General features: G+C 40.9%; 18 protein-coding genes. 8 read left to right on the top strand and 10 right to left on the bottom strand.

Features of this window, described 5'->3' with window-relative positions; all coding sequences use genetic code 11:
• Position 1: 1 nt before the first annotated feature.
• From BLS33_RS10215 to BLS33_RS10185, 7 genes are all read left to right on the top strand, one after another.
• Complete coding sequence (locus tag BLS33_RS10215; protein ID WP_089888250.1) at positions 2-1270, top strand: NADH:ubiquinone reductase (Na(+)-transporting) subunit B; 1269 nt, start codon at positions 2-4, stop codon at positions 1268-1270.
• A 2-nt stretch (positions 1271-1272) separates the two neighbouring features.
• Positions 1273-2025: a Na(+)-translocating NADH-quinone reductase subunit C gene (locus tag BLS33_RS10210; RefSeq protein ID WP_089888248.1), complete on the top strand. Its 753-nt coding sequence runs from the start codon at positions 1273-1275 to the stop codon at positions 2023-2025.
• Between the two features lie 3 nt (positions 2026-2028).
• Positions 2029-2676 (top strand): NADH:ubiquinone reductase (Na(+)-transporting) subunit D, encoded by a 648-nt coding sequence (locus BLS33_RS10205; RefSeq protein ID WP_089888246.1) that lies wholly within the window; start codon positions 2029-2031, stop codon positions 2674-2676.
• A gap of 21 nt (positions 2677-2697) precedes the next feature.
• A complete protein-coding gene (gene nqrE / locus BLS33_RS10200) occupies positions 2698-3435 on the top strand; it encodes an NADH:ubiquinone reductase (Na(+)-transporting) subunit E (protein ID WP_089888243.1) in 738 nt (245 codons plus the stop codon).
• Positions 3436-3437: 2 nt separating this feature from the next.
• Positions 3438-4745 (top strand): NADH:ubiquinone reductase (Na(+)-transporting) subunit F, encoded by a 1308-nt coding sequence (gene nqrF / locus BLS33_RS10195; protein WP_089888240.1) that lies wholly within the window; start codon positions 3438-3440, stop codon positions 4743-4745.
• A 94-nt stretch (positions 4746-4839) separates the two neighbouring features.
• Positions 4840-5208 carry a Na(+)-translocating NADH-quinone reductase subunit F gene (locus BLS33_RS10190; protein ID WP_089888238.1) on the top strand — a complete coding sequence of 123 codons (369 nt, stop codon included), beginning with the start codon at positions 4840-4842 and terminating at the stop codon, positions 5206-5208.
• On the top strand, positions 5201-6208 hold the full coding sequence (locus BLS33_RS10185; protein WP_089888236.1) for an FAD:protein FMN transferase: 1008 nt from the start codon (positions 5201-5203) through the stop codon (positions 6206-6208). The genes BLS33_RS10190 and BLS33_RS10185 overlap by 8 nt, the downstream gene beginning before the upstream one ends.
• 77 nt (positions 6209-6285) lie before the next feature.
• Here the strand turns inward: BLS33_RS10185 and BLS33_RS10180 are convergent, their stop codons facing one another.
• The 3 genes from BLS33_RS10180 to gpmI are packed head-to-tail and all read right to left on the bottom strand — an operon-like array spanning position 6286 to position 9435.
• On the bottom strand, positions 6286-7050 hold the full coding sequence (locus BLS33_RS10180; protein WP_089888234.1) for a class I SAM-dependent methyltransferase: 765 nt from the start codon (positions 7048-7050) through the stop codon (positions 6286-6288).
• Between the two features lie 17 nt (positions 7051-7067).
• Complete coding sequence (gene map, locus BLS33_RS10175; RefSeq protein WP_089888232.1) at positions 7068-7883, bottom strand: type I methionyl aminopeptidase; 816 nt, start codon at positions 7881-7883, stop codon at positions 7068-7070.
• 34 nt (positions 7884-7917) lie between these two features.
• Positions 7918-9435, bottom strand: a complete 1518-nt coding sequence (gene gpmI / locus BLS33_RS10170; RefSeq protein WP_089888229.1) for a 2,3-bisphosphoglycerate-independent phosphoglycerate mutase — start codon at positions 9433-9435, stop codon at positions 7918-7920.
• Positions 9436-9810: 375 nt separating this feature from the next.
• Between gpmI and BLS33_RS10165 the strand changes: the two genes are divergently transcribed.
• Positions 9811-10206 (top strand): ankyrin repeat domain-containing protein, encoded by a 396-nt coding sequence (locus BLS33_RS10165; RefSeq protein WP_089888227.1) that lies wholly within the window; start codon positions 9811-9813, stop codon positions 10204-10206.
• Between the two features lie 113 nt (positions 10207-10319).
• Here BLS33_RS10165 and BLS33_RS24835 read toward each other — a convergent pair whose 3' ends face one another.
• The 7 genes from BLS33_RS24835 to BLS33_RS24830 form a co-directional block, all read right to left on the bottom strand.
• Positions 10320-10487 carry a DUF6747 family protein gene (locus BLS33_RS24835; RefSeq protein WP_176801368.1) on the bottom strand — a complete coding sequence of 56 codons (168 nt, stop codon included), beginning with the start codon at positions 10485-10487 and terminating at the stop codon, positions 10320-10322.
• Between the two features lie 201 nt (positions 10488-10688).
• Entirely contained in the window at positions 10689-11453 is a 765-nt protein-coding gene (locus BLS33_RS10160) for a M48 family metalloprotease (RefSeq protein ID WP_089888225.1), read from the bottom strand.
• Between the two features lie 41 nt (positions 11454-11494).
• Positions 11495-12232 (bottom strand): M15 family metallopeptidase, encoded by a 738-nt coding sequence (locus BLS33_RS10155; protein WP_089888223.1) that lies wholly within the window; start codon positions 12230-12232, stop codon positions 11495-11497.
• Positions 12233-12235: 3 nt separating this feature from the next.
• Positions 12236-12697 carry a GNAT family N-acetyltransferase gene (locus tag BLS33_RS10150; RefSeq protein WP_089888220.1) on the bottom strand — a complete coding sequence of 154 codons (462 nt, stop codon included), beginning with the start codon at positions 12695-12697 and terminating at the stop codon, positions 12236-12238.
• 133 nt (positions 12698-12830) lie between these two features.
• Positions 12831-13994, bottom strand: coding sequence for a T9SS type B sorting domain-containing protein (locus tag BLS33_RS10145; protein WP_245731378.1), 1164 nt, complete (start codon positions 13992-13994; stop codon positions 12831-12833).
• A gap of 19 nt (positions 13995-14013) precedes the next feature.
• On the bottom strand, positions 14014-15141 hold the full coding sequence (locus BLS33_RS10140) for a hypothetical protein (protein WP_089888218.1): 1128 nt from the start codon (positions 15139-15141) through the stop codon (positions 14014-14016).
• A 9-nt stretch (positions 15142-15150) separates the two neighbouring features.
• The coding region (locus BLS33_RS24830) for a hypothetical protein (RefSeq protein ID WP_176801367.1) at positions 15151-16482 on the bottom strand (1332 nt) is incomplete at its 5' end.

The raw sequence follows: 16482 nt of genomic DNA, 5'->3' as shown, positions 1-16482 counted from the left end.
GATGAGCGATAAAAGATTGACTTTTAAAAAGAGATTGCACATTTTAAAGCATCATTATCGGGACAAGAAAATGGCCCCGGCCTTCAATGCGTTTCATACGTTTTTGTTTGCACCTGATGAAACGACGCACTCCGGCTCGCATGTTCGAGCTGCCGATGATTTGAAACGTACGATGAATACCGTTATCATGGCATTGGTTCCGGTTTTGTTGTTCTCCATGTTTAATGCGGGGTACCAGCACTTTTCGGCTATCAACGGATTTCCAGAAAACTTTTCGTTATGGAATGATTTTCTTACTTGGGAAAACTTTTGGGTAGGCATCACAACCGTATTGCCATTGGTCATCGTATCGTATGGGGTTGGTCTTATCGTTGAATTTATTTTTGCGGTAATCAAAGGTCACGAGGTAGAAGAAGGATACTTGGTTACCGGTATGTTAGTGCCTTTAATTGTTCCTATTGATACACCACTTTGGATGTTGGCCGTAGCCGTTGTCTTCGGCGTAGTAATCGGAAAAGAGGTTTTTGGTGGTACGGGTATGAACATTCTTAATCCGGCTTTGACTATTAGGGCCTTTTTATTCTTCGCCTATCCTACGTGGATGAGTGGTGATAAGGTTTGGGTTCACGAAGCTGTTGATTTGGCGGGTGGTCCCGATGCTATTTCCGGAGAGACGATTTTAGGATTTTTGGCACAGGGTCATGAATATTCCTATTCTATTTCCGATATGTTCTTCGGATTTATTCCTGGTTCGGTAGGTGAGACTTCTACCTTTCTAATTCTATTGGGAGGGCTCTTCTTGATTTTTAGTAAAATAGCCAGCTGGCGTATTATGCTCAGTGCCGTAATAGGTTCATTGGTTATGGGGCTTGCCTTTAACGGGGTTGTTGATCAGGGGTGGATAACCGAAACAAGTAAGTTTTACGGATTGATGAGCTTTGATTACTGGAAACACTTATTGGTAGGCGGTTTGGCTTTTGGTATTGTCTATATGGCAACGGATCCAGTGACAGGCGCACAGACCAACAGAGGTAAATGGATTTATGGATTTTTTATCGGGTTTATGTCGGTGATGATCCGGGTGTTCAATCCTGCTTATCCCGAGGGTGTTTTCTTGGCCATTCTTTTAATGAATGTTTTTGCACCGACTATTGATCACTATGTTATCCGTGGCAATATAAAGCGCAGAATGAAACGTCTAAAAAATGCGACTATTTTACCCAAAGATTCTGAGGGCGCAGCAAAAGAACTTAAAGCAGAAACAATTTAATTATGGCGATCAACACAGATAAAAATTTATACACCGTTGTCTTTGCGGCCGTTATGGTTGTGGTCGTTGGGTCGGTACTGGCCTTTTTAGCTTCGGGCCTGAAAGAAAAAATTGAAGAGAACGAGCGGTTCGAAAAACAACAGAACATTCTATATGCGATGGGTGTTAACGAAAATGCCGATGAAGGTAGTGTTAGTTTTGTTCCTACCGACGTGGTCGAAGGCGAGTTTTCGAAATACATCACAGAGCAATTGGTAATCGATGGTGATAAAACTACACCCGACAATGAGGCCTATCTTATTGACTTGAAGAAACAATTGGCTATAGCAAAGAGTGGTGGTTCTCCTAAGTTGCCTTTGTTCATAGGTGATAAAGATGGAAAAAAGTACTACATCATTCCTATGTACGGAAAAGGTTTATGGGATGCCATTTGGGGCTTTATTTCATTGGATGATAACTTGGTGGTACAAGGCGTATATTTTGATCATAAAGGGGAAACTCCTGGTCTTGGCGCCAACATCAAACAACGTTACTTCATGGATGATTTTTCTGGGGAATCTATTTTGGATGGTACCCGATATGCCGGCATCAACGTAGCCAAGGGCAATAATGACCCATTGAACAAGGAAAAAGACGACAATGAGGTTGATGCGCTTGCCGGGGCTACCATTACTGGTAATGGGGTGTCTGCTATGATACAGGAAAGTGTTCGACTTTATAAACCTTATTTGGAAACCATCAGAACAAAAAAATAAACTATGGCACTATTGACAAAAAAAGATGCAAATCTGATTTTAGATCCATTAGCTGACAACAACCCGATTACCATTCAGGTTTTGGGTATTTGTTCGGCCTTGGCGATTACCGCCGAACTTAAGGCCTCTATCGTAATGGCCATATCGGTAATGTTCGTACTCGGTTTGGGTAACGTGGTCATTTCGTTGATGCGAAATATCATTCCCTCAAAAATAAGGATCATTGTACAGCTTGTAGTAGTTGCGACCTTGGTTATTATTGTTGACCAGGTATTGAAGGCTTTTGCCTATGAGCTGAGTAAAACACTTTCGGTCTTTGTAGGCTTGATTATTACCAACTGTATCATCATGGGTCGGTTCGAGGCTTTTGCTTTGGCCAACGGGCCATGGAGATCGTTTTTAGATGGTATCGGTAACTCTTTGGGCTACGGCGTAATTTTGGTCATCGTCGGCTTTTTCAGGGAATTATTGGGTTCAGGTACGCTATTCGGTATTCCTGTTTTGGGAAATCCTATTGAAAAAACCGGACTTTACGCTACAGGGTATGAAAACAACGGATTCATGATTATCCCTCCGGCGGCATTAATTGTTGTAGGCATCATTATTTGGGTACAACGTTCGCGAAACAAAGCTTTGATAGAAGACAACTAAACAAAATTTAATAAAAGAATTATGCTAGAGCATGTAGAATTGTTTTTTAGGTCCATATTTATCGACAACATGGTTTTTGCCGTGTTCTTGGGTATGTGTTCCTACTTGGCGGTTTCCAAGAAGGTCGCTACCGCCGTTGGTCTTGGAGCCGCAGTTATTTTCGTATTGGCGGTGACCGTACCTTTGAACTGGTTGTTGGATAAGTATTTGTTGCAAGATGGAGCTTTGGCTTGGCTAGGGCCTGAATACGCCGATTACAACCTGAGTTTTCTTTCCTTTATTCTTTTTATCGCTACCATAGCCACTATGGTACAGTTGGTAGAGATTGTTGTGGAAAAATTTTCTCCGTCACTTTATAATTCCTTGGGAATCTTTTTACCCTTAATTGCGGTAAACTGTGCAATTCTTGGTGGATCATTATTTATGCAATCGCGACAGATAGAAACTTTGGGTCTCGCTTTCAACTACGGTGTGAGTTCAGGTATCGGATGGTTCTTGGCGATATTGGCCATTGCGGCGATACGTGAAAAAATTCGGTATTCCAATGTTCCGCCACCATTGAGGGGGTTGGGCATTACATTTATCATTACCGGGTTGATGGGAATTGGTTTTCAGAGTTTTGGGGGTATGTTGACTGGAGGTGACGATGCTGCACCACCGGTAGAGGAAAATACTGCTGTAAAAACTGAGGAGAAAAAAGAAATTAAAAAAGAAATCGAGGAAAAAGAGGTTTCTTATAACGATGTCATAAACAAATAAACATGATTTTAGCTGCAAGTACAGGTGGAACCATATTGATTACCGTAGTCTCATTTATGATACTACTGCTGCTCTTGGTCGCACTTTTATTGTTTACCAAAGAAAAATTATCTCCTTCGGGACCTGTAACCATTACTATAAATGGTGAAAAGAAAATAGAAGTGGGTTCAGGTAGCTCTTTACTTTCTACTTTAGGTAACCAGAAAATATTTCTTCCTTCTGCATGTGGTGGTGGTGGTACCTGTATCCAATGTGAATGTCATGTGCTTTCGGGTGGTGGCGAGGCATTGCCTACCGAGACCCCTCATTTCTCGAAAAAGGAATTGAACCATGGTGCTCGTTTAGCTTGCCAGGTGAAAGTGAAGCAAGACATGGAGATTACCATTCCTGAAGAAGTTTTTGGAATTAAAAAATGGGATGCTACCGTTGTTCGTAATTACAATGTGGCTTCCTTTATCAAAGAGTTTGTAGTGCAGATTCCAGAGGATATGAACTATAAGGCCGGTGGATATATTCAAATCGAAATTCCTCCATGTGAGATAAAGTATTCCGATATTGATATTACGGCTCACCCCGAAGAGCATGAAACTCCTGATAAGTTTCAAGCTGAATGGGATAAGTTTGGATTGTGGCCGTTGGTAATGAAAAATCCTGAAACAGTGGAAAGAGCGTATTCAATGGCTTCTTACCCTGCTGAAGGTAGAGAGATTATGTTGAATGTAAGAATTGCTACCCCACCGTGGGATCGTTCCAAAAACGGTTGGATGACGGTTAATCCTGGGGTGGCCTCATCTTTTATATTTGCCCAAAAGCCAGGTGATAAAGTGGTGATTTCAGGACCTTATGGTGAATTCTTCATCAACGAGTCAGATTCTGAAATGCTTTATGTCGGTGGTGGAGCCGGTATGGCACCCATGCGTTCGCATTTGTACCATCTTTTCAAAACTTTGAAAACAAATAGAAAGGTAACGTATTGGTACGGAGGACGTTCAAAAAGGGAATTGTTCTATTTAGAGCATTTTTATGAATTGGAAAGAGAATTTCCGAATTTCAAATTCTATTTGGCACTATCAGAGCCAATGGAAGAAGATAATTGGAAAGTGAAGGAAAATATTGATGCACCGGGTGATGGCTTCGTTGGTTTTATCCATAACTGTGTGATCGACAACTATTTGAGCCTTCATGAATCGCCTGAAGATATTGAACTTTATTTCTGTGGACCTCCATTGATGAACAAGGCGGTTCAGAAAATGGGAGAAGATTTCGGTATCCCTGATGAGCATATCCGTTTTGACGATTTTGGTGGTTAAACATCACGAATACCGATTTATCGTTGAACAATCATAACTAACAAACCTGACAGATTTTCAAACCTGTCAGGTTTTTTTAGCTTAATTTTAGAATATGGGCAAACCTTTGACAGAACAAGAATTGCACAATTTGGCCATGAATATTGTCGGTAGGGAATTGGAAGCCGAAGGGTTTGAATTCATGGGGGTAAACAGCAAGCCTAAGAAGAATCCACAGTTCGTTTGTCTTAAAGAAAAAGAACTTCATTTTATCGTAGTGCGCAGTGTAAGTTACCCTGAAGATCCTACAAAATATAATCGTTCGTTAATGCAGAAAATGAAAGATCACGCTTCAAAACATGAAGCGCGTACCTATTATGCGGGAGTTGGATTATATAATGCCACAAATCAAGAACTACCTGTATATTTGAATGAAGAATATATTGTACAGTATCACGGCCTTATTGAAATAAGCAATGCGTAGCGTTTTTAGTTTTCTTTGTATAACGGTTTTTATTTCTTGCACTTCGAACGGCACCACCATAGTCAGAAATAGTAATTCTGGGCAAGCGCTGGGCACGACTTATAATATTATCTATCTATCGGATAAAGAACTCGATTTTCAAGCAGAAATCGACTCCGTTTTCAATGCGGTAAACCATTCGTTGTCGACCTATATTCCCGATTCTGATATTTCAAAAATTAATCGCGGTGATTCAACAATTGTTGTTGATGATATGTTTCATGATGTTTTTGTGCTCTCCAAAGATATCCATCAGAAAACCAATGGCTATTTTGATCCTACTGTTGGGTCATTGGTAAATGCTTGGGGGTTTGGTCCTGGGGTGCAGATTAAAATGGATAGTGTACAGGTCGACAGTCTGTTGGAGTTCGTAGGGTTTGATAAGGTTTGTATGACCGAAAAAGGCACGGTAAAAAAATCGAATCCTAATATTTATTTTGATTTTAATGCCGTAGCCAAGGGCTATGCCATAGACCGATTGGCCCTTTTATTCGATTTAAAGGGAATAGAAGACTATCTTATCGAAGTAGGTGGAGAACTAGTGGGCAGAGGTTCGAACAAGCTCAAGGAAAAACCTTGGACGGTCGGTGTTGATGATCCTCAGATGGAGGAGATGCGAAGGATGAAGTTGATGATCGGGCTTAAGAATAAGGCGTTGGCATCTTCCGGTAATTATCGCCATTTTAGGGTAGATCCGGTCACGGGAAAAAAGTATGTGCATACGGTTGACCCCATAACGGGATTCACAAAGAATTCGAACACGTTGGGAGCGACAATTTTGGCCAACACCTGCGCCAAGGCAGATGCCTATGCCACCGCATTTATGGCTATGGATTTAGACGATGCCCTAAAGTTTTTGACCAAGCAGCGCGAGCTTGAAGCCTATATCGTATATCTCGATGAGCAAGGAAATACGCAGGAGTTTATGACCGAAGGATTTAAAGCTTTAGTGATTAAATAAACAAAGTGTTGTTTTGTATCATCGCCATGGTTTTCCTTTGATGCCAAGATTCGGAAATGGGAAAACTACAAGGGGAACTATTTTCTCACGAAAGGTATGATTTCTCCTTTTGCCAACCGGAATTTCTCGATTTCAACTGGGGTCAATGAGGCGGTAAAATCTATTTCTTCGACTTTGAACCCAATACTGCGAAGTTTGTCAAAATAGTCTCTGCCATAGATACGTACATGATCGTATTGTCCAAAGACCTTTGCCCTTTCCCTGCGATCGATAATGCTATCGTCTTCATAAGTTTTTACGCGGGTCAAGTCTTGCGGAATTTGAAAAACACCCCATCCACCCGGTCTTAGCACACGATATAATTCTTGCATGGCTTTGGTGTCGTCGGGTATATGTTCCAAAACATGGTTACAGAAAATTACGTCAAAAGAGTTATCGGAAAACGGGAGCGCACAAATATCGGCCCTCACATCGGCTAAAGGGGAGTTGAGGTCAGTAGTGGTGTAATCTAGGTTGATAAGGCCTCTAAAGCGCTTATAGAAGGCTTGTTCGGGTGCAAAGTGTAATACCTTGTGCTTGGCTGTGAAAAAATCTGTCTTGTTCTTTAAAAAGAGCCACAGGAGCCGATGGCGCTCTAAAGATAGGGTAGAGGGAGAGAGTACATTTTCCCGAGGTTTTTCATAACCGTAAGTGAGAAACTTTCTAAAACTTTTACCGTCTATGGGGTCGGTATATGTATCCCCGCGCATAATAAAGGCAATAAACGGACCTGCCCAATAACTCAATTTAATGAGCAGTGGTCTTGGTACGATATTAAGTATGAGCTTAGAAAGTTTTTTCAACTGGTCATTGCCAACTGTTAGTTGTTCACTTTTTTTCGGAATTCATCCTCTTCATCACTCTTGATGCCTAATGCATCATAAATATATTGAAAGGTAGAAAGCAGCTCTGGCTTACCATCTACGATGGCTACATCGTGTTCAAAATGGGCGCTGGGTTGTCCGTCTGCCGTAAGAATCGTCCAACCGTCTTTGAGTTGCTTAATTCTGCGTGTTCCCATATTGATCATGGGTTCGATAGCTACTACCATACCCTCGACAAACTTTTTACCTCTTCCGCGCTTGCCATAATTTGGCATTTCAGGACTCTCATGTAGTTTTTTTCCAAGTCCATGGCCTACTAATTCCCTTACTACGCCGTAACCATGACTTTCACAATAATTTTGAATGGCGTAGGCTACGTCACCGACTCGATTTCCTTCTCTAAACTCACGAATACCAGCATAAAGTGATTCTTTGGTGACCCGTAGCAATTTTTTGGTTTCTTCTGCAACTTCACCTACTTCAAAGGTATAGGCATGATCTCCATAATATCCATTTTTAAACGATCCGCAGTCAACAGATATAATATCGCCATCTTTTAAAGGTTCATCGTTAGGTATGCCATGAACTACTTGGGCATTCGGACTCATGTTCAAGGAGTTTGGAAAGTCGTACATACCTAAAAATCCGGGTTCGGCCCCATGGTCGCGAATAAATGCTTCGGCCATTTTATCCAATTGTAAGGAAGTAACGCCAGGCTTGATCTTGGAAGCCAACATACCTAAAGTCTTAGAGACGATCAAAGCACTTTCGCGCATCAATTCTATTTCCTCGGGTGTTTTAATTTTTATCATAGCTTGCAAATGTAAAACTTTTGGTTTATTTGTCTTAAACCAAAGATTTCTGGGTCATTAATTTGGGTTGTTCGACCCCCATCATTTTTAATATTGTTGGTGCGATGTCGCCCAAAACCCCATCCTTAATTTCCTTGATATCTTTGTCAACCAAAATCAAAGGTACAGGATTCGTTGTATGTGCCGTATTTGGGCTTCCATCTGGGTTTACCATGGTATCACAATTACCGTGATCCGCAATTACAATGGTAGAATATCCGTTTTTGGAAGCTGCGGTTATAACGTCTTTGGCACATCCATCGACCACTTCACATGCCTTTATGGCTGCGGCCATATCACCTGTATGTCCTACCATATCAGGGTTGGCAAAATTTAGGCACACAAAATCAACTTCGCCTTTCTCCAATTCGGGTATGATGGCATCCCTAATTTCATAAGCACTCATCTCAGGCTGCAGGTCGTAAGTTGCCACTTTTGGAGAGGGGCATAAAATACGTTGTTCACCATCAAAGGGAACTTCCCTTCCACCATTAAAGAAAAAAGTAACATGTGGGTATTTTTCCGTCTCGGCAATGCGTATCTGTTTTTTGCCGGCTTTAGAAAGTACTTCGCCCAAGGTTTCCGAAATATTCGCCTTGTCATAAATTACGTGTATACCATTGAAAGAATCATCGTAATTCGTCATGGTCACGTAATAGAGATTAAGCTTGTGCATATTCTCTTCATGCCTGTCTTCTTGATTCAGTACCTCTGTTAATTCTCTTCCCCTGTCTGTTCTAAAATTGAAGAAAATAACGACATCATCCTCTTGTATGGTGGCCTGCGGTTCTCCTTTGTCGTCTACCATGACAAGGGGCTTTATAAACTCATCGGTAACACCATTATCATAACTCTCCTGCATTGCTTTGGCGATGTCCGTTGTCTTTTCGCCTTTGGCGTTTACCAAAACATCATAAGCCAATTTTACACGTTCCCATCTTTTGTCCCTGTCCATGGCGTAATACCGGCCGATTACGGAGGCTAATTTGGCATTCTTATCAGCGCAGAAAACATTTAGATCGACCAAATATCCTTTGCCACTTCGAGGGTCGACATCGCGACCATCGGTAAAGGCATGAACGAACATTTTGTCAAGACCATAGGCGTGACCGGCTTGAATAAGACCTTTTAAATGTTCGGTATGGCTATGAACACCTCCGTCACTGACCAATCCTAGAAAATGAACAGCTTTATTATTTTTTTTGGCATAGGCAAAGGCATCTCTTAAGACCTTTTCGTCTTTAAGTGTATTTTCCTTGATTGCCAAATTGATTTTAGCCAGATCTTGATATACTATTCTTCCGGCCCCCAAGTTCATATGGCCTACTTCACTGTTTCCCATTTGCCCTGCAGGTAAACCTACGTTCATGCCGAAGGTCAGCAGGTTGGCATTCGGGTAGTTGTTGTATAGTGAATCTATAAATGGGGTTTTGGCATTGTCTATGGCCGAGATTTTGGGGTCAGGTGATTTTCCCCAACCATCTAAAATCATCAATATCACTTTCTTGTGCATGGAATGAATTTTTATCAGGTATCAAAAGTACTGTGTTCTGATACGAATTGCCAATAATTGGACTTTCTTTTTTAAAGCCTCTTTACGAATTTTTGGCTAGGAATTTTGCGCCGAATCATGGCTATCGTTGATAATTTAGCGATTCGTACGATATAACAGCTACAAACGAATCACTTGAAATAAAATTTAATCGGAAAATTTGACGGGTGTAAATAATTCTGTTTTCTGGTTAGAATGAAGTGGATATGAGCGTTAAATAGCATTTTTGATATGTTAAAATTTTGTTATTTCAGGGGATTCGACGTAACAAAATTGAATCAAAAAAGTCTCTTAATAAACAATCATAAATTCATCATCAATTAAAATTCATTCATCATGAAAAAAAAAATTCTTACAGCAATCGCCTGCTGTTTATTGACGGCTACCGTCGTAAAAGCAGAAAGTACAATCGAAAAAAGTAAACTTATCACTGTAACAAAGCCGGTTAAAAAGTTAAATGTATCTTCTTTTTGTAAAGCTATTTTAGAAGGCGACTATGATACCGTAAAACGTATGATAGAACTCGGTGAAGATGTTAACCAAAAATCGCTCGGAATGACTCCGGCCATATTTGCAGCACGCTACAACAAGGCCGAAATTTTGGAGTTGTTGATCGAGAATGGGGCCAACCTGAAAATAAAAAGTGATAAAGGTTTTACCGTTAAAAAGTATGCCGAACTTTCAAATGCAGACGATGCTCTTGCCGTCATAGAAGCGGCCATGGGTATTTAAGTTTGCTATTATCATCAATCAAAAGAAAAAACCTGAAGGCAAGGCCTTCAGGTTTTTTTTATTAAAATATTCACTTCCTATAGTGTTCAAGTAAAAGAGCGAATGTCAAAGTGCTAAAATTCGAAGCCGTTTATGGCTCTGTCGGTTAGCGCATAAAATGCCATCATCAACATTAAGGCACAAAATACCGAATAGGCCTTTAAAATTACGACCGCAATGGTCGGTTTGCAATTCTCGAATGCCTCTGTGTAAAGGTTTTTAAAATGTACTAGCGTTCCCATATAGTTTTATTTAAATGATTAATTAAAGCTATAAGGGTTAAATCTGAGGTGATAAAGATTCTTGGGTGCCGTAAAAGTAAAGAAATTATGCTAAAATGGATGGTCGTTCAACGAAATTACCGGTAGAACAACGGGTACAAATACCAAAACGGTATTGCCCCTCGTTTGTCAAGCTTTTTATCGGATTAAAAGGCGGATAAACTATTGATTTTTATACTTTTCTATAGCTTCCCTTATTTTCTCTATCCGATTTTCGGGATCAGGGTGGGTACTCTGAAATTCAGGTGCCCGGTTGGGACCCGCGGCAGCCTTTAGAATTTCCATTACTCGAATCATTTCATTGGGGTCATAACCTGATTGAAGCATAAACTGAACCCCTAGCTCATCGCTTTCCAGTTCATCGCCCCGACCATTTTTCAATAGGGTGTTCTGCCCGATACTACCAACGATGCCACCGGCATCGGCACCTACCGAAGCGCCCATCGATATGGTTTTCCAAAAACTGCTCTCGGCGATACGTTCGGCCGAGTGTCGCCCGATTACATGCCCAATTTCATGGCCCAGAACACCAGCCAATTGTGCTTCGTTCAATTGTTTGAAGAGGGCATAGGTGATAAAAACGGGGCCGCCGGGAAGGGCAAAAGCATTTATGGTCTGATCGTCGGCCAATAAATGAAACTCATATTTATAGGGTGTTTCACTGGCTATACTACTTTGCACCAATCGGTTTCCGATTTTGTCAACTTGGGCTTGAAGTGCCTCATCAGGATAAAGTCCACCGTATTCTTGGGCAATTTCAGGGGCACTCTGCAGACCAATGGCTATTTCCTGCTCTGCCGACATGTCAATAGTCTGGGTTCTTCCGGTATACGGATTTGTTTCTTTGTTACTGCAGCGCTGAACATAGGCGAAGGCGACAATAGCCAATCCTATTAAAATGCGTATTTTCCAATTGCCTCCTCTCATGTTCGTTGTAGTTACCTATGATATTTCAATATACGAAAAGCCTATAAAAGTTCTGGGTTTATATCGAGTATATTATTTCGGATATAATCTCTGATAAACCCTGTGGTAAAATGTTCACTGCCTAAAAAATCTTCTTCCTTAAGCAAAATAGGAATGTTTTTACCCCTGAATTCTGTTAACATTGGTATGGAAAGCGGTGCATAGCTGTAATGCCAAGGCTCATATTTGAATCCTTTTCTCTTGGGTTCATCGGTATATACCAAATAGAAGTCGAATTTTTTTGAATTTTCATCCATCCATTTTTTGAAATCTTCGAAAGGTCCTCCGGCCTCGAACTTAGAGGGAACCAATACGTCGCCATCTACCTTGCGATATCCATCTATAATATCGATATCGGTGCCCCAGTGATGTCTGCTTGTGCCAGGAATCGTAGAATATTCAATAATTTTATCAATGGCCGCCAAGGGTTCCATGCCCTTATCGGTATAGGAGATATACTTGCGTTCAAAAATAGCGGCCTGTCTGTCAAAACTTCTGTAACTTGATACAATCTTAATATCGATGCCGTCACTGTAAGCCGCTTTTTTCATTTTCAAAAAAGCATTATGTGCCGCTTCCCTAAGGTTGATTCCTTTACCAAAGAGTTCAATATCGGCTTTTCCCATCAATTCCAAGATAGAGTATTCCCAATCTCGTTTTTGTGAAAGTGCTACATTCGGCAAGACTGTGAGGGCCAAACCTGTAAAAATACTTTTTTCGAGAAAAGATCTGCGTTGCATCTGTTACAATTTAGGGTTTTGATTTAATTCCTTGAACAAAACTTGATGTGTTCCTATGTCAGCTACTTCAAAAATACTGCCAATTCTTGAATATCCCAGTTTTTCGTAAAAACCAAAAGCGTTTTTGCGGGCGTTCATCCAGATGAAATCGATATTTCTATCGGAGAATAATTGTTCACCAAACGAAAGTAACTGTTGTCCGTAACCTTTATTCCAATGCTTTTCCAACACGGCCATGCCGCGAAGTTGATAGGCATCGGTCAAGGAATGGGTCATGTGGTCTTTTTTGAAGAATGAGCCCACCGCGACCAAGGTATTATCATGAAACCCGCCTAGGTGTACCGTAGTTTGCAATTCATCACCTTCAAAACGGCAATCTTCCAAGGTTCCGCCTTTTCGAAGTTCTTGAAGACGTACAGTATATGTTTCTTCGTGCGTAATAGGTTGTATCGTATAGATTTCCATAGAAATTGATTGTATTCAGCTGCGATTTTAGGTTTTATCGCTCTACTAATAAAAATAAAGATTTCACTCGTTCAATAGTACCGGAACTATAGTAGCGTACTTACCATTGATTTTTTTGACATTGCCCGTATTTCTATCTTGGCTCATTGGAGGAAATATATAGGTAACCCTGATGTTTCTGTTTTAAGTCGTTGAAGGTAATGATGTAAAAATAAATTCCGGTGGGCAAACCTTCACTTTGCGTTATAACCAACCCGTTATTTGCTATTCCATTAAATTCATTGTCATAATTTTTTTTGGAATAGACCAATATGCCGTAGCGATTAAAAATTTGAAGTTCATTGCTAGCAGAATTTTCAATACCATCGAAGACAAGAAAATCGTTTTTACCATCACCGTTCGGTGTAAGGAAATAATTGTCTAGTTCTATGGTCGCAAAAGTCTGTAATTTGTCATTGTTTCCTCCGATGGTAATAATTTCATACTCGTCGGGTATAAAGGCTTCCGAGGTTATCGACCCATAGGCCATACCGCCTTTGACATCGGTGTTTCCTAGGTTGATCCACTGCTGTTGGTCTTTGCTCCAACCAATCACCTTTAAGTCACTTATGAAGCCTGCGATGGCATCGATATTGCTCCATTCGTCCCAACTCAATGTAACCTTGCCCGATACGGCGCTCTCTAAATCCCAAAATTCCTTCGCGTTTACGGCCAAATATTCCGTTTCGGTACTGCTTGGGTCGAAGCTTTTAGGGAAGGTCGAAGGGGAAGCCGCATTTTCAAAGAAATAGGCGCAATTGGCAAAAGGTATGTTTGTTTCGGAGACTAAGCTTAACGGACGTAATCTTTCGTCATCACCGACCGGGAAAGTAAATGTACTCTTGCCCGTCATTGCAGCGTACCCGTCTACCAGGGAAACCTGGTTTTCGCCTACATAAAAGGCATTATTGATAAAATGCAAATAAGTGTCCGATTGACTCCTTGGGGTGTATATGTTTCCAGTAATGAAATTGGCATTGTTTAAAATATCTATGGGTATTTCCAAATAGAGTCCTTGGTCGACAATTATTTCAGTGTCGTAAAGTGTGGGTCGGGTAGTGCCCGATACCGTCAAACTTCTGTCGTCGCCATAGAAACCGACCAAACCCGTATTATGACTCAAAAGGCCATCATTGGTCACATCAAGATGAAAACCGACGGATGTCGTTCCATGAATCTGCATCGAACCGAAGTTGTGCAAAGCTTCTTGCGACATGGCCAATTGCGTTGTTAACAGGGCTAATATAATTCCTTTCATGAATTTAGGTTTGCAGGTTTTAATAACCGAACTCAAAAGTCAGTGATGTATAGGATTGCCTATTGGCCCCACCGACCGTTCTACAGGCCCATACTAACAGGTCGTTTTCCTGGAGTTGAAAGTTGACTGTATGCGATTCTATTGAAATAACGGTGGATCCAGTAGTTATAGTGTAGGTACCTATTGATGTATAGGAGCCTCCACGCAATACTGACAAATTTATATATTGTGAACCTGATGGATTTGAATTAAAATCGTTCTTCATAGTAAATTTGACCAATTCCATATCCGAGGTAATCGGTATGCCTGATTGGCCGGCCGTACTATAAGACGGGGTCGTCGATGTGCCTTTATTCTGGTTCCAATTTTGATAGGAAGTACCATATTGGTCGTGAGTCGAATACCAAGTGTTGTTGTAGAAATATGCCCTTCCGTGTATTGTTTCCAATAGCTTACCCGAACCTAAAGCAGGAATGGCCTGCTCACTTATTTGCCCGGTAGTAGGATTTTTTACCAAGACCTTGGTTGCGGCCGATATGGTTGGTGTATTTATAATACGGGCAGTTCCGTTAATATCGGCGGTATACTCGGGTGTAGATGTGTTAAATCCGACGTTACCCCCATATTGTAAAAAAAGCCTGTAATCGGCAATTCCTGTTTCGACAAAATTTAAACCTCCGCCCAGTATATTCCAGTGCCATTTTGATGTACCTGCGGCGTCTTGAAATGCCAATACATCATTGCCATTGGCCCTAATCACCAATGGATGGTTATTGAAAATATTGGCGCGATTGACGAGCACCTGCCCACGATTGTTGACCAATCTGAGTTTTTCTGTGTTATTTGATTTTAAAATTAAATCTTGGGCATCTTTAGAACCTATGAAATTCGATCCCGATGAGGTTCCTGAATTTCCTGAAATACCCCAAGAATTAGAGTCTCCGACGGCGCCCCAATTGGACCCGTTATATTGAAATACCTTGCTTTCGGTCGTATTATAAAGTAATGAACCTTCTACGGCATTTGAAATGGCATTCATCTCGGTGGTCGTTGCCTGAGTAAGACCGAGTAATAGGGTACCGTCAATTTGTGCTTTGGATGAACCCCAGCAGAGCACTAAAAATAGAAGAATGTGAATTTTTTGCATGGTATATTTTTATAAATCTAAAATGGTAAACATAAATTCTGAATCAAATCGGCTTCTATCGGTACCACCATTATCATTGTCCCCGATTATGACCTCAAAACTTGTTGTTGTTTGGTTGTTGTACGAGATGCCGGGATCATCATTTCCTACACCACCTCTCCCGGGTTGAGTCAATTGAATAATGTAGTTGGCATCTGAAACGGCCCCGCTCGGTAGCGTAACACGATAATAGCCCTTGCTAATTCTAGTGGTGGTAACCCCAGGTGTTGCTTTGGTAACCGTACCTGTAGATGCAATTTTTCCGAAGGCTTTGATCGGACTCATTGAATTTACCCATTGTGTTCCCGTAGCGGTAGAACTAAGTACTTGCCCAGATGTACCAGGAGAGTCACTACTATCTAATACCGCGCCTTCCAGCTCTAAGGTTTCATTCACTATAACTTTGGTGTTACTTGAGTTTTCGTCAATTTTTAAAGCTTGGATTCCACCAACAGTGAAGCCGATTTCGTCAGCAGCAGGTCTATACATACCCGTATTGGTGTCACCATGAAATCTATATGATGGTTCATTAACGGTTCCATTTGAATTTAGAATTCCTTCAGAACGAATAGCACCTGAAACGTGAAGTTTATTTGTAGGACTTGCAGTTCCTACACCAAAACTATTACTACTATTATTCCAAAATAATTGGCCGTTATTATCGGTCGGTTTTCCATCAGCACCTGCAAAAAATACAGAACCTGTGGTTCCAGAATGTGCTAAATCAGACAGCGGAACATCTAAATCTCCAGTAGCGTCGGATATTCTCAAGTAATCTGTTCCAGAAACGGTTACCGCGGAAAAACCTGTATTTGTTTCATTCGAAATACTTCCATCAACTTCAGTAAAATTATTGTAAATACCATAAGGTAATGTTGCGGAACCATCTCCTGTAATTATTATGTCAGAATTACCTGCTACCATTTTGGTTTCGGTACCATCCGCATGTAAAGATGATAAATTAACCGTTCTACGAGGGACTACGGATTCTATACCAATTTGTAACTCAAAAGTAGAACCATTAAAGGCGAAAAAATCAATTTCCTGATCATCGGTATTTACTGTATGTGCACCATCAACAAATCCCATTGTTTCAATGTCGGTTTTTGATAATTGTGTATTAGTATCCACAGTATGTGCTCCGGTGACAAATCCCATACCTTCGATTTCGGTCTGGTCGGCGTGGGTATCGGTGTCAACAGTATGTGCACCATCAACAAAGCCCATGGTTTCGATTTCGGTTTTTGATAATTGTGTATTGGTATCAATTGTATGCGCTCCGGTGACAAATCCCATTCCTTC

This window comes from Kriegella aquimaris (assembly GCF_900103215.1).
Classification (GTDB): Bacteria; Bacteroidota; Bacteroidia; order Flavobacteriales; family Flavobacteriaceae; genus Kriegella; species Kriegella aquimaris.
Note: the sequence above shows the minus strand (reverse complement) of the source record. Positions and strands in the feature narration are given on the sequence as shown.